Source organism: Cytophagales bacterium (assembly GCA_033344775.1).
Taxonomy (GTDB): domain Bacteria; phylum Bacteroidota; class Bacteroidia; order Cytophagales; family Cyclobacteriaceae; genus JAWPMT01.
Window position 1 is genome coordinate 1611365 of record JAWPMT010000005.1, and the last position, 14693, is coordinate 1626057.

At 45.1% G+C, this 14693-nt stretch carries 14 protein-coding genes and 1 tRNA gene; 10 read left to right on the plus strand and 5 right to left on the minus strand.

Annotated features, from left to right (window positions below):
• Nucleotides 1-161: 161 nt before the first annotated feature.
• Nucleotides 162-647, minus strand: a complete 486-nt coding sequence (locus tag R8G66_24455) for a hypothetical protein (GenBank protein MDW3195551.1) — start codon at nt 645-647, stop codon at nt 162-164.
• 305 nt (nt 648-952) lie between these two features.
• On the opposite strand from R8G66_24455, the gene R8G66_24460 reads away from it, so the two are divergent.
• From R8G66_24460 to R8G66_24490, 7 genes are all read left to right on the plus strand, one after another.
• Nucleotides 953-2200 carry a hypothetical protein gene (locus R8G66_24460; protein ID MDW3195552.1) on the plus strand — a complete coding sequence of 416 codons (1248 nt, stop codon included), beginning with the start codon at nt 953-955 and terminating at the stop codon, nt 2198-2200.
• A 200-nt stretch (nt 2201-2400) separates the two neighbouring features.
• Nucleotides 2401-2473, plus strand: a tRNA-Gln gene (locus R8G66_24465).
• Nucleotides 2474-2525: 52 nt separating this feature from the next.
• The gene (locus R8G66_24470) at nt 2526-3464 is read left to right on the plus strand and encodes a ribose-phosphate pyrophosphokinase (GenBank protein ID MDW3195553.1); all 939 of its coding nucleotides are present in this window, start codon (nt 2526-2528) and stop codon (nt 3462-3464) included.
• A gap of 24 nt (nt 3465-3488) precedes the next feature.
• On the plus strand, nt 3489-4088 hold the full coding sequence (locus R8G66_24475; protein ID MDW3195554.1) for a 50S ribosomal protein L25/general stress protein Ctc: 600 nt from the start codon (nt 3489-3491) through the stop codon (nt 4086-4088).
• A gap of 231 nt (nt 4089-4319) precedes the next feature.
• On the plus strand, nt 4320-4880 hold the full coding sequence (pth, locus tag R8G66_24480; GenBank protein MDW3195555.1) for an aminoacyl-tRNA hydrolase: 561 nt from the start codon (nt 4320-4322) through the stop codon (nt 4878-4880).
• Nucleotides 4873-5409, plus strand: coding sequence for a GNAT family N-acetyltransferase (locus R8G66_24485; protein ID MDW3195556.1), 537 nt, complete (start codon nt 4873-4875; stop codon nt 5407-5409). Before pth ends, R8G66_24485 begins: the two co-directional genes overlap by 8 nt.
• Nucleotides 5406-6614, plus strand: coding sequence for an aminoacetone oxidase family FAD-binding enzyme (locus R8G66_24490; protein MDW3195557.1), 1209 nt, complete (start codon nt 5406-5408; stop codon nt 6612-6614). The genes R8G66_24485 and R8G66_24490 overlap by 4 nt, the downstream gene beginning before the upstream one ends.
• Here the strand turns inward: R8G66_24490 and R8G66_24495 are convergent.
• The 3 genes from R8G66_24495 to metG form a co-directional block, all read right to left on the minus strand.
• Nucleotides 6598-6924 carry a hypothetical protein gene (locus R8G66_24495; GenBank protein MDW3195558.1) on the minus strand — a complete coding sequence of 109 codons (327 nt, stop codon included), beginning with the start codon at nt 6922-6924 and terminating at the stop codon, nt 6598-6600. The two genes, R8G66_24490 and R8G66_24495, sit on opposite strands and share 17 nt — an antisense overlap.
• Nucleotides 6925-6973: 49 nt before the next feature.
• Nucleotides 6974-7867, minus strand: coding sequence for a hypothetical protein (locus tag R8G66_24500; GenBank protein MDW3195559.1), 894 nt, complete (start codon nt 7865-7867; stop codon nt 6974-6976).
• A gap of 91 nt (nt 7868-7958) precedes the next feature.
• Nucleotides 7959-10013, minus strand: a complete 2055-nt coding sequence (gene metG, locus R8G66_24505) for a methionine--tRNA ligase (GenBank protein MDW3195560.1) — start codon at nt 10011-10013, stop codon at nt 7959-7961.
• A 283-nt stretch (nt 10014-10296) separates the two neighbouring features.
• Between metG and R8G66_24510 the strand changes: the two genes are divergently transcribed.
• On the plus strand, nt 10297-11031 hold the full coding sequence (locus R8G66_24510; GenBank protein ID MDW3195561.1) for a DUF2927 domain-containing protein: 735 nt from the start codon (nt 10297-10299) through the stop codon (nt 11029-11031).
• Nucleotides 11032-11039: 8 nt separating this feature from the next.
• Here R8G66_24510 and R8G66_24515 read toward each other — a convergent pair whose 3' ends face one another.
• Entirely contained in the window at nt 11040-11693 is a 654-nt protein-coding gene (locus R8G66_24515) for a hypothetical protein (protein ID MDW3195562.1), read from the minus strand.
• Nucleotides 11694-11785: 92 nt separating this feature from the next.
• Between R8G66_24515 and R8G66_24520 the strand changes: the two genes are divergently transcribed.
• Nucleotides 11786-13030, plus strand: a complete 1245-nt coding sequence (locus R8G66_24520; protein MDW3195563.1) for a competence/damage-inducible protein A — start codon at nt 11786-11788, stop codon at nt 13028-13030.
• Between the two features lie 56 nt (nt 13031-13086).
• A complete protein-coding gene (locus R8G66_24525) occupies nt 13087-14427 on the plus strand; it encodes a dihydrolipoamide acetyltransferase family protein (protein MDW3195564.1) in 1341 nt (446 codons plus the stop codon).
• The last annotated feature ends 266 nt before the right edge of the window (nt 14428-14693 follow it).

The following is a 14693-nucleotide window of genomic DNA, read 5'->3' on the forward strand; positions in this document are numbered from 1 at the left end:
GGTCAGCACTCAACTAGAGGTTAGAAACTCGAAATAAAGAATTGTAAGCGTGAAGATTGGTCCCTTCACGCTTTCGTTTTTTCTGGACAATCTTAATACCGGATAACAATTACTTTCTCTTATCGCATCTTACTCCAGAATAGAGGATATTATTAATCTCCTTACTGGCAGATAGTGACTGTAAAAGAGCCTGACACTTCATTCAAAGCATCCAGGGAAGCATTGAGCTCGCCTCTTACCTGAGTATTGGTAATTTCAGTGATCTCCACATACCCACTGGTGGCCAATTCGAATCCACCTACTGATCGGTCCGGATAGAACTTCACTCCCTGGTTCGCGAATGTAAAAGGGATCTCAGTCCTGCCTACCTCCGCACTCACGGTGAACCTAACGTACTCTTCACCTGGAAAAAGAATGCTACAGCCGTCATCCGTGGCTCCTTCAGCTACTCCTAGCAAGTTGATGGTGTATTGATTGTCAATTTCTTCCAAGAAGGCTGTTCCCACATCAAACTCCCAGGCCTCTCCGGCGATTACACCCGAAGCAGGGGTTCCTCCTCCTGGCTCATCCATAGAATCATCTTCTGAACTACATGCCACGAATGCAACCAATGAAACAAAAAGTGTGAATTGAAAAATGGATTTCATAGTGGTTTTTATTTTCGAAGTTACCAAATTGATTCTGAGAAGGCTTCTTTTTCCAAAAAACTCCAAGAAATCCCATCTCTACGATATCCCGATTCGGTCAGACCATGACCCGCCTCGTCGGAAAACCCTTCCACACACTTATTATTTATAGCATCTTCGAATTGTCAACCATTCACAACGAGTGAATGCCCTTAGGTCAAATCTCAAAGTAAAGAATTGGTAGAGTGGAGATTGGTCTCTCCACTCTCTTTACTTCCCCCTAAGATCGTTGGCAGTTTTAAAAGATTGACTTAAATACAATGAACATGCACAACCTATTGAAATCCTACGTATTGGTATTGGCAATTCAGTTCACCCTGCTCCCACAACAAGTTCAGGCACAGGACGAAGGCTTTATTTACGGCAAAGTGACCACAGAAGATGGCGATGAATTTGTAGGTGCCATCCGTTGGGGGAAAGAAGAAGTGTATTGGACGGACATGTTCAATGCTGCCAAAATGGTAAACGATAATGTGGACTACCTATCGCGGGAAGAACGAGATCAAATTCGCTATCGCGGAATCAACAGAGGTGATTGGGAAAACATCATCGAAAGATGGGGTGGCTCCAGTTGGAATAATTCGCGTCGATCATTCATTCACCAGTTCAGCGTACAATTCGGAGAGATCCAATCCATTAGTACCTATCGTAACGATGAAGCGGAAGTATTCTTAAAAGACGGTACCCGAGTAGATGTTGATGGGAGTGGCTATAATGATGTAGGGACGAAAATCGTAATCATTGATTCGGAAATCGGAGAAGTAGAATTGCGATGGAGTCGTATCAAAACGGTGGAGTTCATGTCAACACCAAAAAAACTTGATGAGAAATTCGGTGAGCCGCTATACGGCACCGTGAATTCAGACATAGGCGATTTCACGGGGTACATTCAGTGGGATCATGATGAAAGAGTATCCAAGGATGTCCTGGACGGAGACACCTACGATGGAGATGTATCTATCCAATTCGGAAAAATCAAGAGCATTGCCAATGATGGCAGTAGAAGCGATGTGGTGTTGCTCTCTGGTCGAGAATTAACGCTCAGGGGATCTAACGATGTAAACTATGAAAACAAAGGGATCATCGTCACCATGGAAGGAATTGGAAGAGTAGACATTCCATGGAAAGATTTTGACAAAGTCACCTTTAGCGAAGCCAAGAATTCCGGAAAGAGTTATGATGATTTCAAAAAGCCTGCCCCTCTTGAAGCCAAAGTAGTCACCAAAAATGGCACGCTGGATGGACGAATTGTTTATGACCTGGATGAAGAGTGGGATATCGAGGTGTTGCACGGAAAAGATGATCGTTCTGAATACGTCATCCCTTTTAGAAACATCAAGACCATTCGCCCAAGAGGATACCAACGATCTGAGGTGGAACTAAGAAATGGCACGAAGTTGGTACTGGAAGAGAGTCAGGATGTATCTGAGGACAATACCGGCTTGTTGGTATACGAAGGTAGTGACCCCATGTATGTGCCCTGGGAAGATGTAGAAGAGATCATCTTCAACTAAAATTTGGATTTTCTTTACAAATAAAAATTGGTTTTTGAGGTTCCGTAGAGTATCACTTTACGGAACCTTTCTCATTTTATTCAGAAGAGTTAATTTTTTAAAAGCAGAGTTTTGTGTTTTAGAGAAAACACTTACTTTTGCCCTCCGTTTTGGTCTAAACCAAAAGAAGTGGTTGATAGCACTTTAACATATCAATAAATTGGTCTATGGTGTAACTGGCAACACGTCTGGTTTTGGTCCAGAAGAGTCTAGGTTCGAGCCCTAGTAGACCAACATCAATCCCGGTCACAAGCATTATGATCGGGATTATTTGTTTTAATGCCCCATGTCTACAGTAAAGATCTTCGCCGGAAACGGCACTTCCGTACTCGCAGAGAAAATTGCCCAATTCTACGGCAAGCCATTAGGAAAATGCGTGTCGCAAACGTTCAGTGACGGGGAGATCAACTTCTATTTTGACGAAAGTATCCGTGGATGTAAAGTTTTCCTGATCCAGTCTACCGTGCCTCCAGCTGAAAACATCATGGAATTGCTCCTGATGATCGATGCTGCGAAGAGAGCCAGTGCTGCCTCCATTACCGTGGTAGTACCTTATTACGGTTACGCACGTCAGGACAGAAAAGACAAACCAAGGGTAGCCATTGCGGCCAAATTGATGGCCAATCTGCTTTCTGCTGCAGGCGCTGATCGTATCATGACCTGTGATCTGCATGCGGGTCAAATTCAGGGATTCTTTGATTTTCCAGTGGATCACTTAGATGGAGCGGCCATTTTTGTGCCCTACCTCAAGTCACTCCATCTGGAAAACCTGATCATTGCTTCTCCTGATGTTGGAGGTAGTGCCAGGGCCAGAACTTATGCTAAGTATTTCAAAGCGGACATGGTGATCTGCGATAAGCACCGTAAACGTGCCAATGAAATCGCCTCCATGCAGGTGATTGGGGATGTAACGGATGCCAACGTCGTACTGGTAGATGACATGATCGATACTGCCGGAACGATCTGTAAAGCGGCGGGTATTTTGAAAGATAAAGGAGCAATTTCTGTAAGAGCTGTTTGTACGCACGGTGTACTTTCAGGAAAAGCCTACGAAAACATTGAAAAATCGGTATTGGAAGAGGTGATCATCACCGACACTATTCCGATGAGAAAAAAATCTGATAGAATCAAAGTATTGACCGTGGCCGACCTTTTCGCGAAAGCCATCCAAAGGATCAACAACCACGAATCGGTCAGCACATTGTTCATCACTAACGATAAATAAGCACTTAATTTAATTTTATACTATATGAAAACTGTTGAGATTATAGGGTATAACAGAGCAAATCTCGGCAAGTCAGAATCTAAAAAACTGCGAGCCGAAGGAAGCGTACCTAGCGTACTCTATGGTGGAAAAGAACAAATTCATTTCCACTCTCCCATGATCCTTTTCAGAGATCTGGTTTACACCCCTGAAGCACGTTTTGTAGACCTCAACATCGAGGGACACAAAACCAAAGCAGTATTGCAGGACATTCAATTCCACCCCGTAAGTGAAGTTATTCTTCACGCGGATTTCCTGGAGTTGTTCGATGACAAGCCAGTGACCATGGACATTCCTTTAAGAACGGTTGGTAACGCACCAGGTGTTCAGAGCGGGGGTAAATTGATCATGAAATTGACGCATGCGAAAGTGAACGCTTTGCCTGCGAACATGCCCGAATTCATCGATGTAGATATTTCTACGCTCCAACTCGGTAAAACCGTGAAAATCGGAGCATTGGAAGCAGGAGATTACACCATCCTGAACAGCGAGTTGGTGACCATCTGTTCTGTTGAAGTACCTAGAGCCATGCGTGGTAAAACAGGTGAAGAGGAAGGTGAAGAGGAAGAAGAGTCTGCTGAATAAGCAATCGATAAATCTTAATCATAAAAGTCCCATTTCAATGGGACTTTTTTATTTTACGATCACCTCATAAAACTCCATACTGTCAGGTTAAATAGGTGTATCCTTAGCATGTGGAAACCTTAATAGTCTGTTTAATTTACATTTCGACAAGCTCAATGTGAGATTAAGTTTGCAGTAGGTTTCTGAGGGCCTTCTTTTCATTATTTGAGCGATCATAACATATCATAACAGGTGAAATACTTAATCGTAGGACTTGGTAACATTGGAGCCGAATACGAACTCACCCGACACAATATTGGGTTCCTGGTATTGGATCGGTTGGCGGATGAAAATGGAGCCAAATTTGAACAAGCCAGACTGAGCTTCAAGGCGGAGGTTAAACACAAAGGACGTACGTTGCATTTGGTCAAACCCACGACCTACATGAACCTGAGCGGCAAGGCCGTCAACTTCTGGATGAATGAATTGAAAGTACCTAAGGAAAGCATCATGGTCATCACAGACGATATCGCACTGCCCTTTGGCAAATTACGCATGCGTAAAAAAGGATCTGCAGGTGGACACAATGGCCTTAAAAACATCGAAAGCCTCATTGGTGGCCAGGACTATCCACGCTTAAGGTTTGGAGTAGGCGATAATTTTCACTCCGGGCATCAGGTTGATTACGTACTCAGCAAATTTTCCAATGAAGAAATGAATGATCTGGTGGCAAACATGGACCGGGCCATAGAAGCAACATTGGCTTTTGCAACCATTGGTATCGAACGGGCGATGAATTTTCACAATGGGTAAATACATCATTCAAACAGACCGACTAGGTCTGCGCACATGGACCACTAAAGACCTGGAGCCGATGAGCCAGTTCAACGCGGATGAACGGGTCATGGAGTATTTCCCTAGTACCAAATCTGTGTCAGACACCAAAGCATTTATCGAAAGCCAACAGCGTGCCCAGGCCGTAGAAGGCTACTGTTTTTTCGCAGCGGAAGTATTGGCAACCCAGTCTTTGATTGGATTCATCGGGATACTGAAATTCAAATTTGATGTGGACTTTGCTCCGGGTGTGGAGGTCGGCTGGCGACTGGGACATGCGCACTGGGGAAAAGGTTATGCTACTGAAGGCGCAAGGGCGGTACTAAAATTCGCTTTTGAAGAGAAAAACATACCTGAGATCTGGTCCTTCACTACCCTCACCAATACGCGTTCCGAAAATGTCATGAAGAAAATCGGGATGTCCCGAACCGGAACATTTGATCATCCTCTGGTTGATGAGGGCCATCCGCTAAAGCCACATGTACTGTACCACCTGACCAGGCCATGAAAATTGGGATCATTGGAGGAGGTGCGGCCGGTTTTTTTGCCGCCATCAACATCGCTGAGAAGATTCCTGGTGCACAAATCACCATTCTGGAGAAATCCAACAAGGTACTTTCCAAAGTAAAAGTCTCCGGTGGAGGACGATGCAATGTTACAAACGGCCGTGAAAAGCCTGCGGCTTTAACCCCCTTTTACCCTCGTGGGGGCAAGAAGCTGTATAAGTCATTCCAGACTTTCGGGACCAATGAAATGCGACATTGGCTGGAAAAACGGGGCATTCCCACTAAAACAGAGGAAGATCTACGTGTATTCCCCGCCAGCAATACCTCTCAAACCATCATCGATTGCTTCCTACGCCTGTCGCAAAAACACAGCATTTCAGTCCTAAGAGGATTTGGTGTCTCAAAAATTGAGCAAGCTGGTGAATCATGGCAAGTCCATACCAATGAGGAGGTGCTCAGTTTTGATCAATTGATTGTAGCTTCCGGTGCTTCTGAACAAACATGGCGTCTTTTGGAAAATCTTGGACTGCAAACTGCGACAAGAGTCCCATCTCTTTTTACCTTCAACATCAAAGATCCAAGACTCAAGGAACTACAAGGACTCTCCTTTCCTGAAGCCACGATTAAAATCACCACGACCAAGCTGGTGGAATCCGGACCTTTACTTATTACCCATTGGGGACTCAGTGGCCCTGCCGTACTGAAATTATCAGCATGGGGTGCTGAGAGGCTGGCGGAAAAGCAATACACCTTTGAAGTGATCGCCAATTTGATCAATCAGCCTTCTGATTCGTTCCGTGCCTGGCTCAAACAACAACAAACTGCCCATGGGAATCGTCAGGTAGGCAATCTTCAGATTGAAGGCTGCCCCAATCGGTATTTCCAACAACTATTGGACGTTGCCGAAATTCCCTCTACCAGAAAATTGGCTGAACTGAGTAAAAAGGACCTCAACAAAATCACAGAAGAGTTAACTCAGGCTCACTTCTCGGTAAAAGGGAAAAGCACTTTCAAAGAAGAATTTGTGACTTGTGGAGGTGTTTCCCTCAATGAAATAGATTTAACCAACATGCAAGCCAAACGCTTTCCCGGACTCTACCTGGCTGGAGAGGTAATCAATATTGACGCACTAACCGGAGGGTTCAACTTCCAGGCTTGCTGGACAGGCGGCTGGCTTATCTCAGAACACCTTAAGACGTCTGCATAAGCAAAATCATCATCGACCCCATCATCAGTGCTGAGAGTCCGATTAGCACAGCGAAAACTGTTTGCACTTTTCGACATCTCTGAAAAGTCCGGCGTTGTTTAATGATCAGCACCAGGGAAAGGCCAACAAATTGAAGTAAAAAAGCCAACCCCACTGCCACATATTTCAAGGAGTCTGGTCGTCCCAAATAAGTGATCGTGAGAAAGCAGAAAAACAAAGTCAAAGTCGCCCAGAACCAATACTTGACGACTTGTTGAATTCTTTGTTCCTGTGCTTCGGATAAGATCCCCTGACTGGATATGGAAGGCATAGCGGAATGTTGTTTACACCTTCAAGATAAGCATTATTCCGCTACCAATTTATTCCAGTAATCCACTAAAAATATGTGCGCCCTGCGGGATATCAAAATAAGACTGCTCCGTCTCAGGCCGAAACGCCAGATCAGATAAAGTAATATCCGTCACATACTTACCAATTGAGCCATCCGCTTCCCACATGAATGTTCGGTGCTTTTGTGGAAACGTGATGCCCCTGACCTTTTGTTCACCTTCATACGTCATCAGTTTCTCCTGCGTATGCCCTCCATCCGGGAAGTAACCCGGATAAGAAACGACGTACCTTATGGCCGACAATCGGTAAGTTTCCTGATCGATGTATAGCACATAAAAATCATCTGGAGCATCGCCTATACCGTCGCCAAAAGTGACTCGAACAATGTGATAAGTTTTACCATCATAGTCGGCAGGTGCTTCCAGCGCCAGGTTCACGCCTTCATCCGCAAAGAGGAAAGGCATGCCCGCAAAATAGTAAGGCGTCAATGCCCAAAAACGGGTATTGTAAGGAATAGTAGCCGTATCCGGTGCATACCAGGCCTGATTCCCATCCCATCCATATTCCACAGAGGTGTTTTCCACCCGCTGATGGCGGGTAATAGAACGCCAGTAATCAGCAGTCTCATAGGTATCACGGTATTGTCCTGTTCCTGGCTTAGGCCGGTAATTGAATCGGAAATACAAAGGCCCATTGCTCCACCAATTGTTCAAACCTCCATGATATTCAATTGCCTTCCAAACCAATTTTCCAGCCTCTGAGCCATTGAGTCGGGATTCAGCTTCCGCAACTCTCGCTGCAACCCAGTCCGCTTTCGGCTTAGCCTTTGTATACGGTACCTCTTGCTGAGGGTCATTGGATTGTTCGGTTGTTCCACAGGCAACCACCATTATGGTTATTAATACGAAGGTTAGATTTTTCATCGAATTACTATTTGGTGGGTAAACCCTATTGGCACGCTTCCAGTTTCCAGGACTTAAGGTGAATGAAACCAATTGTCGCTAAAGCAACAGCTTAGCTGATTCCTGCACCATTTTCTGCGTCCGTATCGGGAGCTACAGCCTTCAGAGAACCATCTTCATTTTCCGCAAAGAGCAACATGCCCTGAGACTCTACTCCCATGATCTTTCTTGGAGCAAGGTTCACCAATACTGTCACCTTTTTACCGATCATTTCCTCCGGTGTGAAGTGCTTGGCCACACCACTCAGTATCGTACGCTGATCGATACCTGTATCCACTTTGAATTTGAGCAGCTTGTTGGATTTCGGAACTTTCTCCGCTTCCAGTATCTCCCCTACTCTGATGTCCATTTTCATGAAATCATCATAGGTAATTTCGTCTTTTGCCGGAGCTACAGTTACTCCAGCGGCTTCCTTTTCATTTTGTGCTTTAGTATCCATTAGTTTTTGTACTTGTTTCTGAACAACAGCATCTTCAATTTTCTCAAACAGGAGTTGTGCTTTCGCGATCGTCTGACCTTCAGCAAGCAGGTCTGATCTTCCAGCATCTTTCCATGCAAGTGGCGCAAGCCCCAGCATACTTCTTATTTTACTGGACGTTTCAGGCAGGAAAGGTTCAGCAACTACAGCGATGTTGGCCACAATCTGCAACGCCACATGCATGATCGTATTAACACGATCCGCATCCGTCTTGATCAGCTTCCAGGGCTCCGTGTCCGCCAGGTATTTATTCCCTGCGCGGGCCACTTCCATCATAGACGAAAGTGCTTCCCGGAATCGGAAGGCATCCAGGCTCTCTCCTATTTTGGCAGGATAGCTTTTTACAGCTTCCAGCACTTCCTGATCAATGGGCTGAACATCACCCTTAGCTGGCACCTTGCCATCATAGTATTTGTGTGTCAGTACAATGGCTCGATTCACAAAATTCCCGAGGATGGCCACCAACTCATTGTTGTTTCTGGCCTGAAAATCTTTCCAGGTAAAATCATTATCCCTTGTCTCCGGTGCATTGGCTGATAAAACGTATCGTAATACGTCCTGCTTATCCGGGAATTCCTCCAGATATTCATGCAACCACACGGCCCAATTTCTTGAAGTAGAGATCTTGTTACTTTCCAGGTTTAGAAATTCATTGGCAGGCACATTTTCCGGTAGGATGTAGCTACCCTGCGCTTTTAGAATTGCAGGAAAGATGATACAGTGAAAAACAATGTTGTCCTTCCCGATAAAATGCAACAAGCGAGTATCATTTGACTTCCAGTAATCCTCCCAGTTTTTACCTTGCTTATCCGCCCATTCTTTAGTGGCAGAAATGTAGCCAATGGGTGCATCAAACCAAACGTAGAGTACTTTTCCTTCCGCTCCTTCGACTGGCACCGGAATTCCCCAATCCAGGTCACGTGTCATGGGTCTGGGTCGCAATCCGCCATCAATCCAGCTTTTGCACTGCCCATACACATTGGATTTCCACTCCTCGTGCCCTTCCAGTATCCATTCTTTCAACCAGTCTTCATATTGATCCAAAGGAAATGACCAATGCTTAGTAGGTTTTTTCACAGGAGCTTCACCACTCAACATGGATTTTGGATTCTTAAGCTCATTGGGGCTTAAGGTCGTACCACAATTCTCGCATTGATCACCATAGGCTTCCTCAAAACCACAATTGGGGCAAGTTCCTTTGATGTATCGATCAGCCAGGAATTGTTGTGCCGATTCATCGTAGAATTGCTCAGAAGCCTCCTCGACGAATGTTCCTTTTTCATACAGTTCCTTAAAGAAATCAGCAGCCGTTTCATGATGAACTTTTGCCGAGGTTCGGGAATAAATATCGAAAGAGATCCCAAACGCATCGAACGAACTTTTGATCTGCTCATGGTAACGATCCACTACTTCCTGGGGAGTGATTCCTTCTTTCCTTGCTCGCAAAGTAATGGCCACGCCATGCTCATCCGAACCACAAACAAAAGCCACATCTTCCCCTTTTAGTCTTAAGTACCGAACGTAAGTATCCGCAGGCACATAAACCCCTGCCATGTGACCAATGTGAATCGGTCCGTTGGCGTATGGAAGTGCGGCAGTAATGGTATGTCTTTGGAAGTCTGTTTTCATGTGTATGAGTTATTATCCTACGGTCACCGGTTCGCCGGTGCGATGGAATTCGCGATAAACATTCATTCGCGGATAGTATAGTCCGCGTCTGCGGTCCGATAGCCCTCGAATCTTTATGCTCATTTCATGGCATCGATGAATGAGGTCGCAAATATAGAAGGATCATGGTCTTAAGGGAAAATTCATCCTCATCATCAAGAATTCTGGCACTACAATTGTAGATTATCAGCACAGATAAAGATGGAGCACCTTAATTACTACTACACCGCTTAGCTTTGAAACAATGAACCAGATTTTGAAACTGACGCCCTTCTTGGCCGCTTTACTATTACTTGGTGCTTGTTCGTCCGATGAAGAAGTCCGACCTGTAAACAATGCTTTCGAAGGGCTTTCACAACACGAAATTGATGTAGTTACCTATTTCAGGGAGATCGCCCTGGGATTCGAATTCGGAGATGCCTCTCGCATCACCCGGAAATGGACTCGACCCATGCGCATTTTTGTAGGTGGCGAACCTACTCAAGCGCATTTTACAGAACTGGACAACATCATCAATGAACTCAATGGGTTGGCCACAGATGATTTTGAAATGGTGGTGGTGGATGATACACTTCAGTCTAATTACTATATTTTCATCGGTCCCTATCGGGAATATCAACGCATGTTCCCCAACCTATCGGAACTTATTCTTAGTAATTGGGGACTTTTCAGTATCTGGTGGGATGGGAATCAAAACCTAAACAGAGGACAGATGTATGTAGATACGGAACGCCCTGATGAACGCGCACAACTACATTTATTGAGAGAAGAGCTCACTCAATCACTAGGACTGGCAAGAGATTCTGGAAGGTATCCCGACAGTATTTTTCAGCAGGAATGGACCACTGTTACCCGGTACATGGATATTGATCGGGATTTGGTCAAGGTGCTTTACCATCCCAGCATGACATCAGGCTACAACACCACAACAGTGCTTCCGATCTTAAAACAAATTTTTGAAGACGGAGGATTAGATTAATCTGACAATCACCACATGGCGCCATCCCAGAATCCGAATAGCCAGTTACCAGGAGCGTCCTTATCATTACTTCGATAAAATTCCCGAACAGCACTGAGCAACTCCTCACGGCTGATCAGGTCGTCTTTGTTCAGGTCAATTTTTGTAAAACTTTTGGCAGAATACCGGATCTCTATGCGGTAGGCCATGAATAAGTCAATGTATTCGTCGAGTGAAATGAAGCCGTCACCGTTCGCATCGAATACATCAAAAATATCTTTTACAAATTGATTGACGTGCTTCTCGTACAATTCGTCACTACCATTTACGATTCCCTTGTCCGCAAACTCTAACCACTCTTGCAAGCTGGCGCTTTCTTCAATCTCCTGATTGATGAATTCTCTAAAGCTAACCCAAAGATTTTCACACTTTGTGATGTATTCGTTGTATCGGTCAGAACCTGGCTTAAACCCCCATAGGATGCATAGATTCTCTCCAATAGACGTAAAATCATCTTTCTCGATGAGCTTATTGCTATCAAAATCCAATACATTAAAGTAGTGAGTAAGCTTTTTCTCTTGTATCTCTGTTAACATGCCAGCGATCTTGGAATCGTAAAACCAAGCGCAAGATAACCAATATTGGCTACACAATTCCATACCTGCGGAAATGCGATTTCGCATGAGAATTATTGAAATTACGAAACTCGCGTCTCCGGCAATCAGTTTATAGTTTGATTTGCAGCTTGCTACTACCTTAATGCCCCTATTTACTTATGCCGACTAAAGCGGAAATAATTACTATCGGAGATGAAATTCTCTACGGACAAACACTCGACACCAACAGCCACTGGATGAGTGGTGCATTAGATGAGATCAACATCAAAGTCTATCAAAAAACCACTATCGGCGATACGGAAGAACACATTCTGGCGTCTTTGAAGGAAGCTGAAGCCAGGGCAGATGTAATTCTGATCACCGGAGGTCTGGGGCCCACTAATGATGATTTAACCAAACCTGTCCTTGCTAAATACTTTGGGGTAGAACTGATCCGGAACGAAGAAGCCTTACAAGAAATCAAAGACCTGTTTTACCGAGCAGGTCGGGAAATGTCTGTCATGAACGAACGCCAGGCGGATCTTCCGGCTAATTGTCGAAAAATTACCAATCACGTAGGGACTGCTCCCGGGATGTGGTTTGAGGTAAGGGGCAAAATTTTCATTTCTATGCCGGGAGTACCCTATGAAATGAAAGAAATGATGGAACGTAACCTGCTGCCTATGCTTCGTGTGAAATTCACGAAAGAGGTGATCCATCATCGTGTCATAAAAACGCTGGGTGTTCCCGAATCTACGCTGGCAGAGCAAATCAAAGACTGGGAAGCCAACCTTCCCTCACATCAAAAACTGGCTTATCTCCCGACTTTTGGTCAGGTCAAATTGCGACTGACCAGCACTGGAACAAATTTGGATACCCTGAAAAAAGAGGCACAAGCGCAAATTGACAAGGTACTTCCATTGATTAAAAAACATGTCTTCGGTTTTGATAAAGATGAGCTGGAGCAGGTACTTGGAGATAAACTCAAAGCTCAAAATGCCACGATTGCCGTTGCGGAAAGCTGCACCGGCGGACAAATCGCAGCCGCTTTCACCAGTGTCCCAGGTAGTTCGGCTTACTTCAAAGGAGGTGTGGTCGCTTACGACAATCAAGTAAAAATCGACCAATTAGCAGTGGACCCTGCATCCATAGAAACACACGGTGCTGTTAGTGAGGAAGTGGTGAAGCAAATGGCTGAAAATGTAAGAAAGCTTTTAACGACAGATGTGGGCTTAGCTACAAGCGGCATTGCCGGACCTGGAGGGGGAACTCCAGAAAAACCAGTAGGCACCATCTGGCTGGCATATGCGGACAAAGACAAAACCATCGCCCGAAAAGTACAATTCACCAGAAACCGTCAAATGAACGTTAAGTTCGGAGTGATGTCCGCATTGAACCTATTTAGAATGAATTTCAATGCCTGAAATACAAAATATTGTATCTTTGTGATACCCAAAAATGATATAAGAGCGAATAATCTATGGCCACGATTGAATTATTAATGCCTAAAATGGGCGAAAGTGTGATGGAAGGCACTGTCTTATCCTGGTTGAAATCCAAAGGAGATTCTGTGGATGAGGACGAAGCCATTCTAGAAGTAGCTACAGATAAGGTAGATACAGAAATTCCTTCTACACACGCAGGTATCATCAAAGAGATTCTGGCCGAGGAAGGAGAGGTCATTCAGGTCGGCAAACCTATTGCCATCATCGAGACTGAAGGAGAAGAATCTTCCGACGCTGCAGCCGATGCTCCCGCTCCGGAAACTTCAACCGTAGAAGCTGCTTCTTCTTTATTGAATCAAGCCATCGCTGAACACAGTGCAGCGACAGAGCACATCCCAGCCTCTTCTGATTCTGGTAGATTCTACTCTCCACTGGTCCGAAACATGGCCAAAGAAGAAAGCATCTCTTTATTAGAATTAGAAGCCATCGTCGGAACTGGCAAGGACGGTCGTGTGACAAAGCACGACATGCTGGCTTACATCGATACCCGCAAAAAAGGAAATGGTGCTCCCGTCACTGCACCAGCTGCGGTTCCTGCTAAATCCAATGGTACCGCTGCCCCAACCGTAGAAAGAAACATCCAGGCTGTTCCTGCCGTGATCGACGGACAGGATGAGATCATCGAGATGGATCGCATGCGTAAAATGATCGCAGAGCGAATGGTGGCTTCCAAAGCCATCTCACCTCACGTGACTTCTTTTGTAGAAGCGGACGTAACCAATCTTGTGAAGTGGAGAAATCAGAAGAAAAACCTGGTAAAAGAAAGAGATGGAGAAGCGCTGACGTTCACGCCGATCATGATTGAAGCCGTCGTGAAAGCCATCAAAGATTACCCGATGATCAATGTTCAGGTGGATGGCAACAACATCGTAAAGAAGTCTGCCATCAATATTGGCATGGCCGTGGCCCTACCGACTGGCAACCTGATCGTACCGGTGATCCATCATGCAGATCAGTTGAACGTACTTGGGTTGACCAAGCGCGTAAATGATTTGGCCAGAAGAGCACGGGAAAACAAACTGAAGCCGGATGAATTGTCAGGAGGTACTTACACGGTTTCCAACGTTGGTTCCTTCGGCAATGTGATGGGTACTCCGATCATCATGCAGCCTCAGGTAGGCATCCTGGCACTTGGAGCCATCCAAAAGAAACCGGCCGTCGTTGAAACTCCGGAAGGCGATTTCATCGGAATCCGACACAAAATGTTCTTGTCACACAGCTACGATCACCGAGTAGTTGACGGTGCGCTAGGAGGCATGTTTGTGAGAAGAGTGGCTGACTACCTGGAAAGATTTGATTTGAATACGGATATCTGATCCGAACACATCATTAAATACAAAACCTGTAGGACTGAGATCTTACAGGTTTTTTTTGTTTTTGGGCGTGTCCTTTCAGGCCGGGTCTTCGCTACTCGTCCATCCTTCGATAAACTCAGGATCACAGGACTCAAACAGGCCGCTTACCCCCTCACGCGAGAAACTGCATCAATCATTAAGACTAAAAACTGCTTGAGCACCATTCAAAAGGCATTTCAAATGTGGAAAGCAATCGCCTGCCTTTCCAAGGCGGAAGTGCAATTGCG

Bases quoted from the DNA above. Each gene is read 5' to 3' on its own strand.
- R8G66_24455 (MDW3195551.1), bottom strand. From the start codon at position 647: ATGAAATCCATTTTTCAATTCACACTTTTTGTTTCATTGGTTGCATTC.
- R8G66_24460 (MDW3195552.1), top strand. From the start codon at position 953: ATGCACAACCTATTGAAATCCTACGTATTGGTATTGGCAATTCAGTTC.
- R8G66_24470 (MDW3195553.1), top strand. From the start codon at position 2,526: ATGTCTACAGTAAAGATCTTCGCCGGAAACGGCACTTCCGTACTCGCA.
- R8G66_24475 (MDW3195554.1), top strand. From the start codon at position 3,489: ATGAAAACTGTTGAGATTATAGGGTATAACAGAGCAAATCTCGGCAAG.
- R8G66_24485 (MDW3195556.1), top strand. From the start codon at position 4,873: ATGGGTAAATACATCATTCAAACAGACCGACTAGGTCTGCGCACATGG.
- R8G66_24490 (MDW3195557.1), top strand. From the start codon at position 5,406: ATGAAAATTGGGATCATTGGAGGAGGTGCGGCCGGTTTTTTTGCCGCC.
- R8G66_24495 (MDW3195558.1), bottom strand. From the start codon at position 6,924: ATGCCTTCCATATCCAGTCAGGGGATCTTATCCGAAGCACAGGAACAA.
- R8G66_24500 (MDW3195559.1), bottom strand. From the start codon at position 7,867: ATGAAAAATCTAACCTTCGTATTAATAACCATAATGGTGGTTGCCTGT.
- metG (MDW3195560.1), bottom strand. From the start codon at position 10,013: ATGAAAACAGACTTCCAAAGACATACCATTACTGCCGCACTTCCATAC.
- R8G66_24510 (MDW3195561.1), top strand. From the start codon at position 10,297: ATGAACCAGATTTTGAAACTGACGCCCTTCTTGGCCGCTTTACTATTA.
- R8G66_24515 (MDW3195562.1), bottom strand. From the start codon at position 11,693: ATGCGAAATCGCATTTCCGCAGGTATGGAATTGTGTAGCCAATATTGG.
- R8G66_24520 (MDW3195563.1), top strand. From the start codon at position 11,786: ATGCCGACTAAAGCGGAAATAATTACTATCGGAGATGAAATTCTCTAC.
- R8G66_24525 (MDW3195564.1), top strand. From the start codon at position 13,087: ATGGCCACGATTGAATTATTAATGCCTAAAATGGGCGAAAGTGTGATG.